This window comes from Arthrobacter sp. T2-23 (genome assembly GCF_055398325.1).
Window position 1 is genome coordinate 3,213,961 of sequence record NZ_AP027917.1, and the last position, 17,710, is coordinate 3,231,670.

Here is a 17,710-nt window from a genome sequence, read left to right on the forward strand (position 1 = left end):
GGTGCGCCCGGCGGATGCGTTAAACACAGCTGCCCGGCCGGAGTCGTGGTGATCCACTTCCGGCCGGGCAGCCTGGCCCTACTTCCGTGCGAAAGCCTGCTTGAGCAGGGCGTCCTGCTCGGCTGCGTGGCGCTTCATTGACCCGGCCGCGGTGGAAGCCGAGGCCGGGCGGGAGACCAGGCGCACGCGGCGGTCCAGCGCATCCGGCAGGTTCAGCCCGATGAACGGCCATGGTCCCTGGTTGGCAGGCTCGTCCTGGGCCCAGACAACGTCGGCGTTCGGGTACTTGGCCAGCTCGGCGGCAATCTCCTCAGCCGGCAGCGGGTAAAGCTGCTCGACGCGGACGATCGCCGTCGTGGTGTCGCCGGTCTTCTGCCGGGTGGACAGCAGATCGTAGTACAGCCGCCCGGAGACCAGCAACACGCGTTCGACGGCGTCGGCCTGCAGCTGCTCGTGCTCGGGGATGACCGGGCGGAAGGTGCCCGTGGTGAAGTCCTCCACCGAGGACGCGGCGGCCTTGAGGCGCAGGAGCTGCTTCGGGGTGAAGATGATCAGCGGCTTGCGCGGCCTGCTGTAGGCCTGGCGGCGGAGCAGGTGGAAGTGCGAAGCCGGCGTCGTGGGGTTGGCCACGATCATGTTTTCCTCGGCGCACAGCTGCAGGAAGCGTTCGATGCGTGCGGAGGAGTGGTCCGGGCCCTGGCCTTCGTAGCCGTGCGGCAGCATGAGCACCAGCGACGAGCGCTGGCCCCACTTCTGCTCGGCCGAGGAGATGAACTCGTCGATGATGGTCTGCGCGCCGTTGACGAAGTCACCGAACTGCGCCTCCCAGAGCACCAAGGCGTCCGGGCGCTCCACCGAGTAGCCGTATTCGAAGCCCATGGCCGCGTATTCGGACAGCAGGGAGTCGTAGATCCACAGCTTGGCCTGGTCCTCGGAGAGGTTGCCCAGCGGCATCCACTCGTCGCCGTTGGCGCGGTCGTGGAACACGGCGTGGCGCTGCACGAAGGTGCCGCGGCGCGAGTCCTGGCCGGCGAGCCGGACCGGGACACCCTCCATGGTGAGCGAGCCGAAGGCCGCGAGTTCGCCGAAGCCCCAGTCGATGCCGCCCTCGCGGGACATCAGTTCACGCTTCTCAAGCAGTTGCTTGAGCTTGGCGTGGACGGTGAAGCCCTCGGGGAACTCGACGTGCGCCTTGCCGATCCGGGCCAGCATCTCGGCGGAAATCGCGGTGGATTCCGGGGCGCTGACACCCGAGTCGGACTGCTGGGCGGACGGCCGTTCGAGGTCGGACACCGCGGCGGAGTCGGCGGTGACGATCGGGATCGGCGAGGTCTGCGCCGCGTGGGTCTCGGCGAAGACGCGCTCGAGGCGTTCCTGGTAGTCGCGGAGCAGCTGCTCGGCTTCTTCCTCGGTGATGTCCCCGCGGCCGATCAGCGACTCGGTGTAGAGCTTGCGGACCGAACGCTTGGCTTCGATCAGGTTGTACATCAGCGGCTGCGTCATCGAGGGGTCGTCGCCCTCGTTGTGGCCGCGGCGGCGGTAGCAGACCATGTCGATGACAACGTCCTTGTGGAAACGCTGGCGGAACTCGTAGGCGAGCTGGCCGATGCGGACCACGGCCTCCGGGTCGTCGCCATTCACATGGAACACCGGCGCCTGGATCATCTTGGCGACGTCCGTGGAGTAGGTGGAGGAACGTGAGGACGACGGCGCCGTGGTGAACCCGACCTGGTTGTTGACCACGACGTGGATGGTGCCGCCGGTGCGGTAGCCGCGCAGCTGGGAGAGGTTCAGCGTTTCCGCCACCACGCCCTGGCCCGCGAAGGCCGCGTCGCCGTGGACCATGATGGGCAGCACGGGGAAGGCCTCGCCCTGGTCCAGACGGTCCTGCTTGGCGCGGACGATGCCCTCGAGCACGGAGTCCACGGCCTCAAGGTGCGAGGGGTTGGCGGCGAGGTAGACCTTGGTCTCCTTGCCGTTGTCCGAGGTGAAGGTGCCCTCGGTGCCCAGATGGTACTTCACGTCGCCGGAACCCTGGACGGAGCGCGGGTCCTGGGTGCCCTCGAATTCGCGGAAGACCTGGGCGTAGGTCTTGCCCGCGATGTTGGTGAGCACGTTCAGGCGGCCGCGGTGGGCCATACCGATGGCCACTTCGTCGAGTCCGTCGTCGGCCGCGTCGGAGATGATGGCGTCCAGCAGCGGGATCAGCGATTCGCCGCCCTCGAGCGAGAAGCGCTTCTGGCCAACGAACTTCGTCTGCAGGAAGGTCTCGAAGGCCTCCGCGGCGTTGAGCTTGGACACGATCCGGAGCTGCTCGTCACGGCTCGGCTTGGAGTACGGGTGCTCCAGCTGGTCCTGGAACCACTTGCGCTCCGCAGGGTCCTGGATGTGCATGTATTCGATGCCGGTGGTGCGGCAGTAGGCATCGCGGAGCACGCCGAGGATGTCGCGGAACTTCAGCATCGGCTTGCCGCCGAAACCGCCGGTGGGCCATTCGCGGTCCAGGTCCCACAGCGTCAGGCCGTAGGTCAGGACGTCGAGGTCCGGGTGCTTGCGCTGGACATACTCGAGCGGATCGGTGTCCGCCATCAGGTGGCCGCGGACGCGGTAGGAGTGGATCAGCTGCTGGATCCGGGCGACCTTGTTAATCTCGTCCGCCGGGTCCACCTGCAGGTCCGGGCTCCAGCGCACGGGCTCGTACGGGATGCGCAGGGACTCGAAGATCTCGTCGTAGAAGTTCTGCGCGCCGAGCAGGAGTTGGTGCACGAGCTTGAGGAACTCGCCGCTGCCGGCGCCCTGGATGACGCGGTGGTCATACGTGGAGGTCAGCGTGAGGACCTTGCTGATGGCGTTGTGCGCGATGATCTTCTCGCTGGCGCCCTGGAACTCAGCCGGGTAGTCGAGCGCGCCGACGCCGATGATGGCGGCCTGGCCCTTGGAAAGGCGGGGGACCGAGTGCACGGTGCCGATGCCGCCGGGGTTGGTCAGCGAGACGGTGGTGCCCGAGTGGTCGTCCGCGGTCAGCTTGCCGTTGCGGGCTCGCTTGATCAGGTCCTCGTAGGTGTGCCAGAACTCGGAGAAGTTGAGGGTCTCCGCCTTCTTGATGTTCGGGACCATCAGCAGGCGGGTGCCGTCCGGCTTGGGCATGTCGATGGCGATGCCGAAGTTGACGTGGGCCGGCTGGACGGCGACGGGCTTGCCGTCAACGACGTCGTAGTACACGTTCATCGAGGGGAACTGTGCCAGCGCCCGGATGACGGCGTAACCGATCAGGTGCGTGAAGGAAACCTTGCCGCCGCGGGCGCGGGCCAGGTTGGAGTTGATGACCACACGGTTGTCGATCAGCAGCTTCGCCGGGATGGCCCGGACGCTCGTCGCGGTGGGCACCTCCAGGCTGGTCACCATGTTGGCGGCGATGGCCTTCGCCGGTCCGCGCAGCACGGAGACGACGTCTTCCTCCGGGGCGGTGGGGGCCTTGATGTTCTTGGGCAGCTGGGCCGGGATGGGCTGGGTGCCGGCGCCGGACTCGGCGGACTTGGCGCCGTCGCGGGCGACCGTGGCCGGGGCCTTCTGTGCCGCGGCGGGGGCGGAAGCGGGGGCCGGGGCTGACGGCGCAGAAGCAGCCGGCGCGGCGGGCGTCGGAGCGGCAGTTGCGGGCGCGGGTGCCGGGGCGGCCGGGGCTACCGTCGGAAGTTCACGGGTGGACGGGTGCGCGACGGCCGTTGCCGAGGCGCCGTTGGTCGAAGAACCGTCGCTGGCATCGAAGGATTCGAAAAGCGGCCACCACTTGGCGTCGACCGTGTTCTTGTCCTGCTGGTACCGCTCGTACAGTTCGTCAACGAGCCACTCGTTTCCGCCAAATTCCTCGGGTAGACGGTGGCTTGGCTGCTCTGGCACTTGAAATACGCCTCTTCCATGAGTTTGATTCCCGCTGGTTTCCACGGTGCCGCAGCACGTCAATCGAACCAGTTCTCCGCGTCCAGTGAACCCAGACCTCTGCCAGTCTAGTGACGATTCCGGCCAAACCGCCAATAAGGGTGACTCAAATCATCCAGCAGTCGCGAAGGCGTCCCGCCGGGCCTGCTGGAGCCGTCGTCGGGCCGCCGCGGGGCTCGCCTAGAATCACAACAGAGAACCCCTTTTCAGCGAGGAGCAAACGTGCGTTTCCTGAGTGAGCCGACCACCGACTTGACCTATTCCGACATCTTCCTGGTGCCGTCGCGCTCGGACGTCACCTCGCGGCTCGATGTGGACCTGGCGGCCGACGACGGGACCGGCTCCACCATCCCGCTGGTCGTCGCGAATATGACGGCAGTGACCGGGAAGAGGATGGCCGAGACGATGGCGCGTCGCGGCGGCCTGGCGGTGCTGCCCCAGGACGTGCCGCTGGACGTGCTCCGGAGTGTGACCGCCTGGGTCAAGGCACGCCACGCCGTGTTCGAGACGCCGGTCAGCCTGCGGGCGTCGAACACGGTGATTGATGCCCTGCACCTGATGGGCAAGCGGCCGCACGGTGCGGTGGTGGTCGTCGACGACGCCGGCGCCGTCGCCGGCGTCGTCCGGGCCGCGGACTTCGAAGGGCAGGACCGTTTCGCGTCGCTGGCCTCCGTGATGCGCCACCAGCCGCTCGTGCTGGACGCCGCCGAGTTCGACGCCGGCGACGATGCCGGCTTCGGCGCCTCCGCGCCGTCCCTGCGCCGGGCTTTCGACGCCATGGACGCCGCTGGCACCGACTTTGCCCCGGTGCAGCGGGACGGGGTCCTCGTCGGTGTCCTGACGCGCAAGGGCGCCCTGCGCTCCACCCTGTACCGGCCCTCCCTCGACGCCGGCGGCGCGCTCAAAGTGGCCGCCGCCGTCGGCATCAACGGCGACGTCGCCGGCCGCGCGGCCGAGCTGCTCGCCGCCGGCGTCAATGTGCTGGTGCTGGACACGGCCCACGGCCACCAGCAGAAGATGTTCGATGCCCTTGCCGCGGTTCGGAGCCTGGACCCGGGCGTCCCGGTTGTGGCCGGCAACGTCGTCACCGCCGAGGCAACCCGCGAGCTCATCCAGGCCGGGGCGGACATCGTCAAGGTCGGCGTGGGGCCCGGCGCCATGTGCACCACCCGGATGATGACGGCCGTCGGCCGCCCCCAGTTCTCGGCGGTGCTGGAGTGCTCGGCGGCGGCGCGTGCCGCCGGCGGCCGCGTCTGGGCTGACGGCGGGGTCCGTTACCCGCGCGACGTCGCGCTGGCCCTCGCCGCCGGCGCGAGCCAGGTGATGATCGGCTCCTGGTTCGCCGGAACGCATGAGAGCCCCGGGGACCTGCAGCTTGACGCCAGCGGCCGCCAGTTCAAGGAGAGCTTCGGGATGGCCTCGGCGCGGGCCGTGCAGAACCGCAACCAGCGCGAGGGCGCCTTCGAGAAGGACCGCAAGGCCCTGTTCGAGGAGGGCATCTCCACCTCCCGGATGTATCTGGATGCCGCCCGGCCCGGCGTGGAGGACCTGCTGGACATGATCACGGCGGGGCTGCGCAGTTCCATGAGCTACGCCGGAGCGGCCGACTTGGCGGCGTTCCGGGAGCGGGCTGTGGCCGGAATCCAGTCCGCCGCGGGCTACGAGGAAGGCCGCCCGGTCCCGCAGAGCTGGTGACCTGAAACCTGTAGACTGAAATTCTTATGGACAGTAAATCTAGGTGCCGGCCTGGGGGCTGTCAGCGCGGAACGGAATCCGTTCCCGCCCAGTCCACCCGCAGAGCCGGCAAACCCCGTTCACGCGCCCATCACTCCTCCGCTGCCCGGCAGCGGTCTTTCCCCGGACAGAGTGCCTTCCAGGAAAGAGGGTCGGCCGCGGCTGACCATCCTCCGCCGGGACGTTCCCCCCGGCCGGCACTCCGGCACTCCGAAGCGGGCCGCTAAGTGGAGTGGCTACTGCTCGGAGCAGGACTGCTCCTCATCCTCGGCACCGGTTTCTTCGTCGCCGTCGAATTCTCCCTTGTCGCCCTCGACCAGGCCACCGTGCAGCGCGCCGTGGACAACGGCGACACCGCCGCCGCCCCGCTGCTCAAATGCCTCAAATCCCTGTCCACCCAGCTTTCCAGCTGCCAGCTCGGGATCACCTTGACCACGCTGCTCACCGGCTACGTGATGGAACCGTCGGTGGGCAAGCTGCTGGAGGGCCCGCTGACCGTACTCGGCCTGCCCGCAGCCGGCGCCACCTCAGTCTCGCTGGTCCTGGCCATGGCGTTGGCCACGCTGCTGTCCATGCTGATCGGCGAACTGGTCCCGAAGAACATGGCCATCGCCCTGTCATTCCCGGTCGGGAAGGCGCTGGCCCGGCCGCAGCTGGTGTTCACCGCAATCTTCAAGCCGGCCATCGTGGTCCTCAACGGCTTTTCCAACAAGGTCCTGAACGTCTTTGGCCTTGAAGCCAAGGAAGAGATCTCCGGGGCCCGCACGCCGGCGGAGCTTGCCTCGCTGGTGCGCCGCTCGGCCGCGATGGGAACCCTGGACGAACGGACAGCCAACTTCATCTCGCGGACCCTGAAGTTTTCCGGGCGGACGGCCGCGGATGTGATGACCCCCCGGATCCGGGTGGAAACCATCGACAGCCACCAACCGGTTTCGGACATTGTCGAGGCCGCCAAACGCACCGGCTACTCACGTTTCCCCGTGATCGGCGAGTCATCGGACGACATCCGCGGTGTGGTCCACATCAAGAAGGCCATCGCCGTTCCGGTGGACCGGCGGGCCAACCTGGAAGCCGGCGCGATCATGACCGAGGTGCTCCGCGTGCCCGAGACTATCCACCTGGACGGCCTGCTCGCCGAACTGCGCGAGGGCAACCTGCAGCTTGCGGTGGTGCTCGACGAATACGGCGGAACGGCCGGGATCGCCACGCTGGAGGACCTCGTGGAGGAAATCGTCGGGGAAGTCGCCGACGAACACGACAAGGTCCGCCCCGGGCTGCTGCAGAGCGCCTCGGGGGACTGGTACTTCCCGGGCCTGCTGCGCCCGGACGAACTCTCCGAACAGATTCCGGGCCTCACCGTGCCGGACGAGGCGGCGTACGAAACCGTCGGCGGGTACGTGATGAGCCAGCTCGGCCGGATCGCGGCCGTGGGCGACACGGTCGACGTCGTCGGCGGAAAACTCAGCGTGACCCGGATGGACGGACGCCGGATTGACCGCATCTGCTTCAAACCGGCTCCGCCGGGGCCCGAGCGGCCCATCGGACGCAACGGGCGCATTGATGCTGCCGGAAAGGCCGGTGCCGCGTGAACGACTGGCTGGGAATCCTGTGGCTGGCAGTGCTGCTGCTGGGCAATGCGTTCTTCGTGGCGGCCGAATTCGCCGTTATGTCCGCCCGCCGCAGCCAGATTGAGCCCCTCGCCGAGTCCGGATCCAAGCGGGCCCAGACCACGCTGCGGGCGATGGAAAAGGTCTCACTCATGCTGGCCTGCGCCCAGCTGGGCATCACGGTCTGCTCCCTGCTGATCCTGCAGGTGGCCGAGCCCGCCATCCACCACCTGATGGCGGCCCCGCTGGAGGCGGTCGGCGTGCCGACCGAGATGGCCGACGTCGTCGCGTTCGCCATCGCCCTGCTGGCGGTCACGTTCCTGCACGTGACCTTCGGCGAGATGGTGCCGAAGAACATCTCGGTCTCGGTCGCGGACAAGGCAGCCCTGCTGCTCGCGCCACCGCTGATGTTCATTGCCCGCGCGGTCAGGCCGGCTATTGCAGCCTTGAACTGGTCCGCGAACCACATCCTGAAACTGATGCGGATCGAACCGAAGGACGAGGTGACGTCCTCCTTCACGCTCGAGGAAGTCCAGTCGATCGTGCAGGAATCCACCCGCCACGGCCTGGTGGACGACGACGCCGGCCTGATCACCGGTGCGCTGGAGTTCTCCGAACACACGGCTTCCCAGGTCATGGTGCCGCTGGAGAAGCTCGTGATGCTCAAGGCGGCGACAACGCCGGAGGAGTTCGAGAAGTCGGTGAGCCGGACCGGGTTCTCCCGGTTCCCGATGCTCGACGAGGACGGCATGCTCTCCGGCTACCTCCACATCAAGGACGTGCTCTCGATCCCGGAAGCCGGCTACCAGCACCCGATCGCCGAGAGCCACATCCGGTCGCTGGCCAACCTGGCCATGGAAGACGAGATCGAAAAGGCGATGTCGGTCATGCAGCGCACCGGCTCGCACCTCGCGCGGGTGATCGGTCCGGACGGGCACACCCAGGGCGTGCTGTTCCTGGAGGACGTGATCGAGCAGCTGGTCGGAGAGATCCGCGACGCCACGCAGGCCACCGGCTACCGCAGGCTCGGGCAGGAGTAGGGGAGCGGGCAACACGGGTCCGACCCTAAATAGGAATGATTCCTATCTAGGGTTAGACTCGTTGTGTTGCTAACGCTTCTCAATAACAGATCCGAGGTATCCCTGTGCGCCGTTCCGCCGCCGCTGTTGTCCTTGCCGGACTCAGCAGCCTCCTGCTGACCGCCTGCGGCCCGACGTCGGGCGGCGACCGGCCCGGCGCCGGCGATGGCGTGGTGGAGGTGGTTGCCTCCACCAGTGTGTATGGCGACATCGTCCGCAGCGTCGGCGGAGGCAAGGTCCGGGTGACCTCGATCATCAACCGGACAAGCCAGGACCCGCACTCGTACGAGGCCACCACGCAGGACAAGCTGGCCGTCTCCAAGGCCGAGCTGGTCGTGGAGAACGGCGGGGGATACGACGACTTCCTTCACAAGCTGGCCCAGGACACCGGGCTGCAGGACAAGAACCTGCTCAACGCCGTGGACGCCTCCGGGCTGGCCTCCGCCGCCGGATCGGCCTCGCCCGACGCCGACGGCCACAGCCACGCCCCCGCGGGATTCAACGAACACGTCTGGTACAGCACGGCCGCGATGGGCCGGCTGGCGGACGCGCTGGCGGACAAGCTGGGCGCACTCGAGCCGTCCTCGGCCGGGGACTTCCGCAACAACGCGGCAGCCCTGAAGCAGGAACTCGCGGGCTTGGACACCCGGCTCTCCGGACTCAAGGCGACGGCGGCCCACGGCGGGGTCGCCGTCACCGAGCCGGTCCCGCTCTACCTGCTGGAGGCGGCGGGACTTGAGAACCGGACACCACCCGGATACAGCGCCGCGATCGAATCCGGCTCGGACGTTCCGCCCGCCGTGCTGCGGTTGGCGGTCGACGTCGTGAAATCCGGTGGCATCCGCCTGCTTGCCTACAACCCGCAGACGGAAGGCCCCCAGACGCTTGCGCTCAAGGACGCGGCCGTCGCCGCCGGCGTTCCCGTGGTGGACTTTAGCGAGACGCTGCCGGACGGCAAGGGCTACCTGGAGTGGATGTCCGACAACGTGGACGCGCTGGCCAAGGCCCTCGGCCAGCGCTAGCCCGGCCTAAAATATTCGCAACGGCGTGGCCGCCAGGCCCGCGCAGAAATTGAGGAAAACCCAGTTGACACCCGTAGTGAGCCTGCGCGGAGCCTCCCTGAAGTTCGGCACGAGGACCCTGTGGGAGAACCTGGACCTGGACATCAATCCCGGGGAATTCTTCGCCGTCCTCGGCCCGAACGGCAGCGGCAAGACCACGTTTCTCAAGGTCCTGCTCGGCTTGCAGGAGCTCACGTCTGGCACAGCAGTCCTCGCCGGCCAGCCCATCGCCCGGGGCAACCCGCGGATCGGCTACATCCCGCAGCAGGAATCCCTCGACCCCGACACGCCGCTGCGCGCACGGGACCTCGTGGGCCTCGGGGTGGACGGCCACCGCTGGGGGATCCGGCTCGGCGGGGCCAAGGTGAACCGCAAGATCGACCGGCTCCTCGAACAGGTGGGCGCGCTGGATTATGCCAAGGTTCCGGTGGGCCAGTTGTCCGGCGGGGAGCAGCAGCGGCTGCGGGTGGCGCAGGCCCTCGCGACGGACCCCAGCGTCCTGCTCTGCGACGAGCCCCTGCTGTCCCTGGACCTTCAACACCAGCAGGCCGTCAGCGCCCTGATCAACGAGCAATGCCACGAGCAGAACACGGCCGTGGTGTTCGTGACGCACGAGATCAACCCGATCATGGACTATGTGGATCGGGTCCTCTACCTTGCCGGCGGGCGCTTCCAGGTGGGCACCCCCAGTGAAGTCATGACCACCGAGGTCCTCTCGAAGCTCTATGGCAGCCGGGTGGAAGTGGTCCACGCCAACGGACGGATGATCGTAGCCGGCATTCCGGAAGCCGCCACCCACCATCACGAGGACGCCCATGCGGTTGCCGGGGAGGTCGGCTAGATGGATCTGGACAGCGTGCTCCATTCAATCTTCAACTTCGAGAACTACGGCGAACTGCTCGTGCTGGTGCAGAACTCCATCTGGGCCGGCGCGGTGCTGGGCCTGCTCGGTGGCCTGGTGGGCACCTTCGTGATGAAGCGCGACCTGGCCTTCGCGGTGCACGGCATTTCCGAGCTCTCCTTCGCCGGCGCGGCCTTTGCCCTGCTGGTCGGCGCCGACGTGGTGCTCGGCTCGCTTGCCGGTTCGGTGGTGGCGGCGCTGCTGCTGGGGCTGATCGGTGTGCGGGCCCGGGACAAGAACTCGACCATCGGGGTGCTTATGCCCTTCGGCCTGGGCCTCGGCATCCTTTTCCTCTCGCTCTACGAAGGCCGGGCGGCGAACAAGTTCGGCCTGCTTACCGGCCAGATCGTGTCCGTCGGCACGGTGCAGCTGCAGGTGCTCGCCGGCGCCGCCGTCGTCGTGATGCTGGCCCTGGTGGCCATCTGGCGTCCGCTGACTTTCGCGAGCGTGGACCCCGCCGTCGCCGCAGCCCGGGGCGTCCCGGTCCGCGGCCTTGCCCTGGGCTTCATGCTGCTGCTGGGGGTGAGCGTGGCCCTGTCCATCCAGATTGTCGGCGCCCTGCTGGTGCTGGCGCTGCTGATCACCCCGGCCGCCGCGGCCCTGCGGGTGACTTCATCGCCGCGGCTTGTGGTGCTCCTGAGCATCGTCTTTGCCGTGACCGCGACGGTGGGCGGCATCCTGCTGGCCCTCGGCGGCCGGCTTCCAATCAGCCCGTACGTGACGACGTTGTCGTTTCTGATCTACGTGGCGTGCCGCGTGATCGGTGGCATCCGGGCGAAGCGGGGTCTCAACGGCCGGGTGGTGCGGCCCGCACGAGCGCCGGCCTAGCCTCGGTCACCGGTCACCGGTTCCTCGCCCGGGGAGCCGATGGTCTACCGGCTCGATTCCTCGGAGCTCGTGCTCACCAGTGACCTCGGCCAGATCCGTTTCAAGCAAGACTGAGGGGCGGGCTTAAGGCTGGCCGCGGGATGCGCTAGCTGCCCGCGCGCAGGGCCGTGCACTCGGGGCACAGCCCGAAGATCTCCACGGTGTGCTCCACCGCGGTGAAGCCGTGCTCGCTGGCGATCCGCGCCGCCCAGGCTTCGACGGCGGGTGCCTCGACCTCAACGGCCTTGCCGCAGTTGCGGCAGAGCAGGTGGTGGTGATGGCCGGTGACCGCGCACCGTCGGTAGACCACCTCGCCGTCGGCGTTTCGCAGCACATCCACCAGGCCGTCGTCGGCGAGGGACTGAAGGATCCGGTAGGACGTGGCGAGGGAGACCGAAGTGCCCCGCTCCTGCAAGATGCGGTGCAGTTCCTGGGTGCTGACGAAGTCGTCCAGTTCGTCGAGGGCGGCGCTGACCGCCAGCCGCTGCTTCGTGACGCGCTGTTCCTTGCCGGCCGGCTGTTCCTTGGCACTGGCCTCGGCCGGTGCCTGGCTGCCGCCGGTGGTGGCGCCCTGGGACATGGAGAAACTCGCTTCGCTGGGGTCATGCTGCGGGTAAGAGCAGGGTCCCAGATTACCAGCCGGGCACCGTGGACACGGCTTCGGACCGCGCCATAGGCTGGCCGGATGAAGCTGACGAAATTCACCCACGCCTGCGTCCGGATCGAAAAGGAAGGACAGGTGCTCGTGCTGGACCCGGGCACCTTCTCCGAAACGGACCGGGCGCTTGACGGCGCGGCCGCCGTGCTTGTCACCCATGAACACGCAGACCACATCGACGTCGACGCCGTCTCCGGGGCCCTGCTGGCCAGTCCGGAACTGCAGCTGTTCGCTCCCGCGGGCGTGGCCACCGAGCTGAGGGGCAAAGCGCCCGAGGCCGCCGGGCGGATCCACACGGTGGCCGCCGGCGAGTCCTTTGAGGCGGCCGGCTTTGCGGTCCGGAGTTTTGGCGGGCAGCACGCGCTGATCCATCCGCAGATCCCGGTGGTCGCCAACGTCGGCTTTCTGGTGGACTCCAACCTCTACCACCCGGGGGATTCCTTTGCGATCCCGGACGGCATCGAGGTGCAGACCTTGCTGGTGCCGATTCACGCGCCGTGGAACAAGGTGGGCGAGGTCGTGGACTTTGTCATCGGGGTGCGCGCGCCGCGGGCGTTTCAGATCCACGATGCCCTGCTGAACGACACGGGACGCGGCCTGATCGAGGGGCACGTGACCAGGATCGGCGCCAGGTACGGCACCGAATACCGCCATCTGGCCAGCGGCGAGTCCGTGGAGGTTTAGCTCGCCGGCCAGGCTCCGCTGGCGAAGAATTCCCGGATGGTGGCTTCGTGGGGCGCCGGGTCAAGGCCCTGGGACTGCAGCCACTCGGGGCTGTAGTAGTTGCCCGAGTAGCGGTCGCCGGCGTCGCACATCAACGAGACGACGCTGCCGCGGCGGCCCTCGGCGATCATCTGGGCGATGAGCTGCCAGACGCCCCAGAGATTCGTGCCGGTGGACGGGCCTGCGTGCAGCCCGGCGTGCTCGCGCAGGTGCCGCATGGCGGCCACCGAGGCGGCGTCCGGCACTTGGATCATGTGGTCGATCACGGCGGGGACGAAGCTCGGCTCCAGCCGCGGCCGCCCGATGCCCTCGATCCGGGAAGGCAGCCCGGTGGCGTCCGACGCAGCGCCGCCGTCGCGGCTGGCCAGCCAGCCCGGGAAGAACGCGGAATTCTCCGGATCGACGACGGCGAGGCGGGTGTCGTGCCGCTGGTAGCGCAGGTATCGGCCGATCGTGGCGCTGGTTCCGCCGGTGCCGGCTCCCACGACGATCCAGCGCGGGACCGGGTGCTCCTCGAGTGCCAGCTGGCCGAAGATCGACTCGGCAATGTTGTTGTTACCCCGCCAGTCGGTGGCGCGCTCGGCGTAGGTGAACTGGTCCATGTAGTGGCCGCCGGTGCTGCGGGCCAGATCCTCGGCCGCCGCGTAGACCTCCGAGGCATGGTCCACCAGGTGGCAGGAGCCGCCGAACTGTTCGATCAGCGCGATCTTCTCGCGGCTCGTGGTCCGGGTCATCACCGCGATGAACGGCAGGCCGAGAAGTTGGGCGAAATACGCCTCGGAGACGGCCGTGCTGCCGCTGGAGGCCTCCACGATGGTGGTGCCTTCACGGATCCAGCCGTTGACCAGCCCGAACAGGAACAGCGAGCGGGCCAGGCGGTGCTTGAGGCTGCCCGTGCGGTGGGTCGATTCGTCCTTGAGATACAGCTGGACGCCCCAGTGTTCGGGCAGCGGCACCGAGTAGAGGTGCGTGTCGGCGGATCTGTTGTTCTCGGCATTGATCCGGCGGATGGCTTCGTCGGCCCAAACCCGGTCCTGCTGGCGCACTCTCGTCACCGCACCAGCCTACCCGGGGCGTCGCCAGGCCACGGTTAGAGTGGACGGATGGACACCCTCATGACTGTGGCCGAACTCAAGGACCGGCTGGACGCCGGCACACGGACGGTGCTGCTGGACGTCCGCTGGGCCCTCGGCGACCTGCACGGCCGCGAGCATTATCTGGAGGCGCACATCCCTGGCGCGGTCTTCGTGGACCTCGCCACCGAGCTTGCCGGACCGGCCGACCCCAGCCGTGGACGCCATCCCCTGCCGCCGCTGGAGCAATTTCAGCAATCCGCGCGCTCCTGGGGCATCCGGAACGGCGACGTCGTGGTGGCCTACGACAACACCGGCAACCTGGCTGCAGCCAGGCTCTGGTGGATGCTGCGCAACGGCGGCTTCCCCTCCGTGTCACTGCTCGACGGCGGCCTGGCCGCCTGGCGGGACGCCGGATTCGACGTCGACAGCGGCGATTCCGGCGCGGAACCCGGCGACGTCGTACTGTCCGACGGTTCGATGCCGGCGATCGACGGTGCCGGGGCTGCCACGTGGTCCCGCAAAGGTCTGTTGCTCGATGCCCGAGCCGGCGAACGGTACCGCGGCGAGATCGAACCCATAGACCCCCGCGCCGGGCACATTCCCGGGGCCGTCAGTGCGGCCACCACCGGGAATCTCGCGGCGGACGGCCGGTTTCTTCCGGCGACAGAGCTGCGCGAACGCTTTGCCGCCCTAGGTGTTCGGGCCGGATTGCCCACCGCCGTGTACTGCGGTTCCGGCGTGACAGCGGCCCATGAGATCGCGGCGCTGGAGATCGCCGGGGTTTCCGCGGCCCTATACCCGGGGTCGTTCTCGGAATGGTCCAACAATCCCGCGAACGACGTCGTGACGGGCGCTGCTCCCGACGGCGATGCAGTCGCGGCGAACTAGCGCAGGCTAAGCGGCAGGGTGCGCTGCCGGGCGTCTGTCCTTACCGGAGCGCTGTTGTGGCCGCAGGGTGGGGCCCGTTCCGGGCAGGGGTGGGGCGGTGGAGTGGTAGTTGTGGCCGGTCGGCGTTGTGAGTTCGAGGGTGTGTCGGGGTCCGGGGCGGGGTTGGGCGTTCCAGCCGGGAACTTCCTTGGTGTGGTTGCAGGCTTCGCAGAGTCCGGCGCCGTTGCCGAGGCTGGTGGTGCCGCCGTCGTGCCAGGGGATGATGTGGTCCAGGTGGCGGATGGGGGCGTCGCAGTACGGGGTGCGGCAGGTGTCGTCGCGGGCCTGGATGAAGCGGCGCAGTGCGGGCGGGAAGAGCCGGGCGCGGGAGTCCATGGCGACGAGTTCGCCGGTGGCGGGGGCGGTGTAGAGCCGCCGGAGCCAGACCCTCAACGACTGGTCCTGGTTCCGGTCCAGATCCGGGCCGGCCAGTGTGCGCGCCCACCCGGCGGGCACGATCCCGTAGCCGGGGAGTCGGGCGGCTTCGCTGTCGCCTTGGAAGAGGGCCCGGTCGGTCATGACCAGCTGGATTTCGACGCCGCTGATCCCGCCGGCCTTGCCCGTTACACGTTCGACGAGGGCGTCGGCCATCAGCTGGCCGCGGGAGCGGGTGTCGCCGTCGGAGCGGGCGGCGTCGGTGTGCCGGGTGAGGGCGGCGTGCACGGCAACACCCTGGGCGACGGGGAGCAGGGCGGTGAGGTAGCACATGGTGTCCGGTGCCGGGCGGAGGCTGACGTGGCGTTCGGCCTCGGCATGGGCGGCGCGGTCGGTGGCGGAGCGGGGATCGCGCCGGTAGGCGGCGGCACGGGCCGCGGCGACGATGGCCCGGTCGCCGGCGCCATCGAAGGCTCCGGTATCGGGGGCGAGTTCCTCGTCCACGGCAGTCCGGTCCACCGCGGACAGGCACGCCGTCTCGCGCACCAGGAGGGTGGCGCGCCATTCGTTGAGCCGGCCGGTTTCCAGGGCGGCGAGGGTGTGCGGCATTTCGGTGACGAGGGCCTTGGCGAGGCCGAGGAGCCGGCCGCCCTTGGCGGGGGATTCGCGCCGTGCCAGGGCAATCTGAGCCCCGACGCCGGCGCCCAGCTGCTCGGCCGGCAGACCGGCGGCGGCTTGTTCCCGGCGCTGGAGCAAATCGAACGTGCCGGACAAACGGGCCTGACGGGCGGCCAGGGCTGACGTCAGGTCCTCCAGCTCGCGTATTTCGTCGATGAGCGCCGCGGCACTGGCCGGTACCGGGATTCCGGCCACGATCCGCGCAAGATCCGCGACCGTCACGCCCGCCGTCAGAGCCACGTCAGGCCCTTGCTTGCCGTCCATGATTCAAGTGTCCCGCAGGGCTATGACATTAATTGCCCTGCGGAGCCGCTCCACCGCATTGGAATGCATCGGGCACGCGGTGGGCCCGGACGTGACTCCAGGAGCGCCGGCCAGAACAATGGAGGGTCGGCACCGCGTCTCCAACGCGTCCAGCGCAGGATTCAACTCGGCCACGGCCCCCCATTCCGCGCCACCCCAAGTGGCATCGAAACCGCTCCCGGGGGTAGCGTCAAACCATGACTCCCGGACGCCCCGTACCGCCGCCGCTCGCCAAGCCGCTTCCCGACCTCAATGACAGTACCGGCGCCGCCTCCACCGGTGCCACGCTCGCCGCCGCCTACGGTGCCACGTCCAGCGGCAGCGGCCTCGTGCCGCTGACCGTCGCCCGGCGCGCGCCCAAGGAGGACGACGTCGAGATCGCGATCGAGTTTTGCGGGCTCTGCCACTCGGACGTGCACGCCACCCGCGGGGAATGGGGCGCCCAGAACTATCCCCTGATCCCGGGACACGAAATCGTCGGCCGCGTCAGCCGTGTGGGCTCGGCCGTCGACGACTTCGCCGTTGGCGAGCGTGTCGGCGTCGGGTGCCTGGTGGATTCCTGCCGTGAATGCGACAGCTGCCTCGACGGCCTGGAACAGTACTGCGAAAACGGCACAACCGGAACCTACGGCGCCAAGGATGCCCGCAACGGAGACTCGATCACCCAGGGCGGCTACTCCACCTCAATCGTCGTGGACCGCAACTACGTGCTGCGCATCCCGGAGGGCATGGACCCGGCCGCGGCGGCGCCGCTGCTCTGCGCAGGCATCACCACCTATTCGCCGCTGAACCACTTCGAGGTCGAGGAGGGCGACGCCGTCGGCGTCGTCGGGCTCGGCGGCCTCGGCCACATGGCAGTCAAGATCGCCAAGGCCATGGGCGCGGAGGTGACAGTCTTTACGACGTCGGAGGCGAAGTTTGCGGCCGCCCGCGAACTCGGCGCCGGCCACGTCATCCTCTCCACGGACCCGGCCGCGATGGATGCCGCGGACCGCAGCCTTGACGTCATCATCGACACCGTCGCCGCACCGCACGACCTCAACCCCTATTTCCGCACCCTGCGCGTCGACGGCGCCCTCTTCCAGCTGGGCCTGCCCTCGGAGGCGATGCCGCCGGTCAACCCCGGGGCCCTGATCCGGCGCCGGATCGCCTATGCCGGCTCGCTGATCGGCGGCATCGCCGAGACCCAGGAGATGCTGGACTTCTGCGCCGAGCACGGTGTGGTGTCCGACGTCGAGGTGGTTGGCGCGGACCAGCTGAACGAGGCCTACGACCGCATGGTGGCGGGCGACGTGAAGTACCGATTTGTCCTGGACGCCAGCACCCTGGGGTCCCCGGCGGAAAAGGCGGATGTATGAGCACCCTGTTCACCAAGATCATCAACGGCGAGATCCCCGGCCGCTTCGTCTGGCGCGAGGACGACGTCGTCGCGTTCCTGACCGTGGGCCCGCTCGCCGACGGGCACACGCTCGTAGTGCCGACCGAGGAAGTGGACCGCTGGACGGATGCCGCTCCTGAGGTCCTTGCCCGGGTGATGGAGGTGGCCCGCAAGATCGGCGCGGTCCAGGTGGACGTGTTCGACGCCGCCCGGGCCGGCCTCATCGTCGCCGGCTACGAGGTCAACCACCTGCATGTCCATGTGTGGCCCTCCAAGTCGATGGCGGACTTCGACTTCGGCTCGGTGGACCAGCACCCGGACCCGGCCAGGCTGGACGCCAACGCGGAGAAGCTGCGCGCTGGCCTGCGCAAAGCCGGCCACGCGCAGCACGTCCCGGACGCCTAGGC

Annotated in this window: 14 protein-coding genes; 10 read left to right on the forward strand and 4 right to left on the reverse strand. The window is 68.6% G+C overall.

From position 1 onward, the window contains the following. Positions 1–78: 78 nt before the first annotated feature. On the reverse strand, positions 79–3,897 hold the full coding sequence (locus tag ACZ5Z0_RS15015; RefSeq protein ID WP_464109111.1) for a multifunctional oxoglutarate decarboxylase/oxoglutarate dehydrogenase thiamine pyrophosphate-binding subunit/dihydrolipoyllysine-residue succinyltransferase subunit: 3,819 nt from the start codon (positions 3,895–3,897) through the stop codon (positions 79–81). A gap of 261 nt (positions 3,898–4,158) precedes the next feature. On the opposite strand from ACZ5Z0_RS15015, the gene ACZ5Z0_RS15020 reads away from it, so the two are divergent. From ACZ5Z0_RS15020 to ACZ5Z0_RS15045, 6 genes are all read left to right on the forward strand, one after another. Beyond that, positions 4,159–5,631, forward strand: a complete 1,473-nt coding sequence (locus ACZ5Z0_RS15020; protein ID WP_464109112.1) for a GuaB1 family IMP dehydrogenase-related protein — start codon at positions 4,159–4,161, stop codon at positions 5,629–5,631. A gap of 266 nt (positions 5,632–5,897) precedes the next feature. After that, positions 5,898–7,259, forward strand: a complete 1,362-nt coding sequence (locus ACZ5Z0_RS15025; RefSeq protein ID WP_464109113.1) for a hemolysin family protein — start codon at positions 5,898–5,900, stop codon at positions 7,257–7,259. Further along, a complete protein-coding gene (locus tag ACZ5Z0_RS15030) occupies positions 7,256–8,317 on the forward strand; it encodes a hemolysin family protein (protein ID WP_464109114.1) in 1,062 nt (353 codons plus the stop codon). The genes ACZ5Z0_RS15025 and ACZ5Z0_RS15030 overlap by 4 nt, the downstream gene beginning before the upstream one ends. Before the next feature lie 104 nt (positions 8,318–8,421). Further along, the gene (locus ACZ5Z0_RS15035) at positions 8,422–9,378 is read left to right on the forward strand and encodes a metal ABC transporter solute-binding protein, Zn/Mn family (protein WP_464109115.1); all 957 of its coding nucleotides are present in this window, start codon (positions 8,422–8,424) and stop codon (positions 9,376–9,378) included. 64 nt (positions 9,379–9,442) lie between these two features. Then, the gene (locus tag ACZ5Z0_RS15040) at positions 9,443–10,258 is read left to right on the forward strand and encodes a metal ABC transporter ATP-binding protein (protein WP_464109116.1); all 816 of its coding nucleotides are present in this window, start codon (positions 9,443–9,445) and stop codon (positions 10,256–10,258) included. Then, positions 10,259–11,146, forward strand: a complete 888-nt coding sequence (locus ACZ5Z0_RS15045) for a metal ABC transporter permease (RefSeq protein ID WP_464109117.1) — start codon at positions 10,259–10,261, stop codon at positions 11,144–11,146. A 145-nt stretch (positions 11,147–11,291) separates the two neighbouring features. Here ACZ5Z0_RS15045 and ACZ5Z0_RS15050 read toward each other — a convergent pair whose 3' ends face one another. Continuing rightward, positions 11,292–11,765: a Fur family transcriptional regulator gene (locus tag ACZ5Z0_RS15050; protein WP_464109118.1), complete on the reverse strand. Its 474-nt coding sequence runs from the start codon at positions 11,763–11,765 to the stop codon at positions 11,292–11,294. 105 nt (positions 11,766–11,870) lie between these two features. Between ACZ5Z0_RS15050 and ACZ5Z0_RS15055 the strand changes: the two genes are divergently transcribed. Continuing rightward, the gene (locus ACZ5Z0_RS15055; protein ID WP_464109119.1) at positions 11,871–12,527 is read left to right on the forward strand and encodes an MBL fold metallo-hydrolase; all 657 of its coding nucleotides are present in this window, start codon (positions 11,871–11,873) and stop codon (positions 12,525–12,527) included. Here ACZ5Z0_RS15055 and cds1 read toward each other — a convergent pair. After that, positions 12,524–13,621 (reverse strand): L-cysteine desulfhydrase Cds1, encoded by a 1,098-nt coding sequence (gene cds1, locus ACZ5Z0_RS15060; protein ID WP_464109120.1) that lies wholly within the window; start codon positions 13,619–13,621, stop codon positions 12,524–12,526. The genes ACZ5Z0_RS15055 and cds1 overlap by 4 nt on opposite strands. A 48-nt stretch (positions 13,622–13,669) precedes the next feature. On the opposite strand from cds1, the gene ACZ5Z0_RS15065 reads away from it, so the two are divergent. Further along, positions 13,670–14,530, forward strand: a complete 861-nt coding sequence (locus tag ACZ5Z0_RS15065; protein ID WP_464109121.1) for a sulfurtransferase — start codon at positions 13,670–13,672, stop codon at positions 14,528–14,530. Between the two features lie 6 nt (positions 14,531–14,536). Here ACZ5Z0_RS15065 and ACZ5Z0_RS15070 read toward each other — a convergent pair whose 3' ends face one another. After that, positions 14,537–15,886, reverse strand: a complete 1,350-nt coding sequence (locus ACZ5Z0_RS15070) for an HNH endonuclease (RefSeq protein ID WP_464109122.1) — start codon at positions 15,884–15,886, stop codon at positions 14,537–14,539. Positions 15,887–16,122: 236 nt separating this feature from the next. Between ACZ5Z0_RS15070 and ACZ5Z0_RS15075 the strand changes: the two genes are divergently transcribed. After that, a complete protein-coding gene (locus ACZ5Z0_RS15075) occupies positions 16,123–17,283 on the forward strand; it encodes an NAD(P)-dependent alcohol dehydrogenase (RefSeq protein WP_464109123.1) in 1,161 nt (386 codons plus the stop codon). After that, positions 17,280–17,708 carry an HIT family protein gene (locus tag ACZ5Z0_RS15080; RefSeq protein ID WP_464109124.1) on the forward strand — a complete coding sequence of 143 codons (429 nt, stop codon included), beginning with the start codon at positions 17,280–17,282 and terminating at the stop codon, positions 17,706–17,708. The genes ACZ5Z0_RS15075 and ACZ5Z0_RS15080 overlap by 4 nt, the downstream gene beginning before the upstream one ends. Positions 17,709–17,710 lie beyond the last annotated feature (2 nt).

What these genes read in the sequence shown, in the direction of transcription:
- ACZ5Z0_RS15050 (WP_464109118.1), bottom strand. Translation starts at nt 11,765, where the DNA reads ATGTCCCAGGGCGCCACCACCGGCGGCAGCCAGGCACCGGCCGAGGCC.
- ACZ5Z0_RS15075 (WP_464109123.1), top strand. Translation starts at nt 16,123, where the DNA reads ATGACTCCCGGACGCCCCGTACCGCCGCCGCTCGCCAAGCCGCTTCCC.
- ACZ5Z0_RS15055 (WP_464109119.1), top strand. Translation starts at nt 11,871, where the DNA reads ATGAAGCTGACGAAATTCACCCACGCCTGCGTCCGGATCGAAAAGGAA.
- ACZ5Z0_RS15065 (WP_464109121.1), top strand. Translation starts at nt 13,670, where the DNA reads ATGGACACCCTCATGACTGTGGCCGAACTCAAGGACCGGCTGGACGCC.
- ACZ5Z0_RS15070 (WP_464109122.1), bottom strand. Translation starts at nt 15,886, where the DNA reads ATGGACGGCAAGCAAGGGCCTGACGTGGCTCTGACGGCGGGCGTGACG.
- ACZ5Z0_RS15045 (WP_464109117.1), top strand. Translation starts at nt 10,259, where the DNA reads ATGGATCTGGACAGCGTGCTCCATTCAATCTTCAACTTCGAGAACTAC.
- ACZ5Z0_RS15080 (WP_464109124.1), top strand. Translation starts at nt 17,280, where the DNA reads ATGAGCACCCTGTTCACCAAGATCATCAACGGCGAGATCCCCGGCCGC.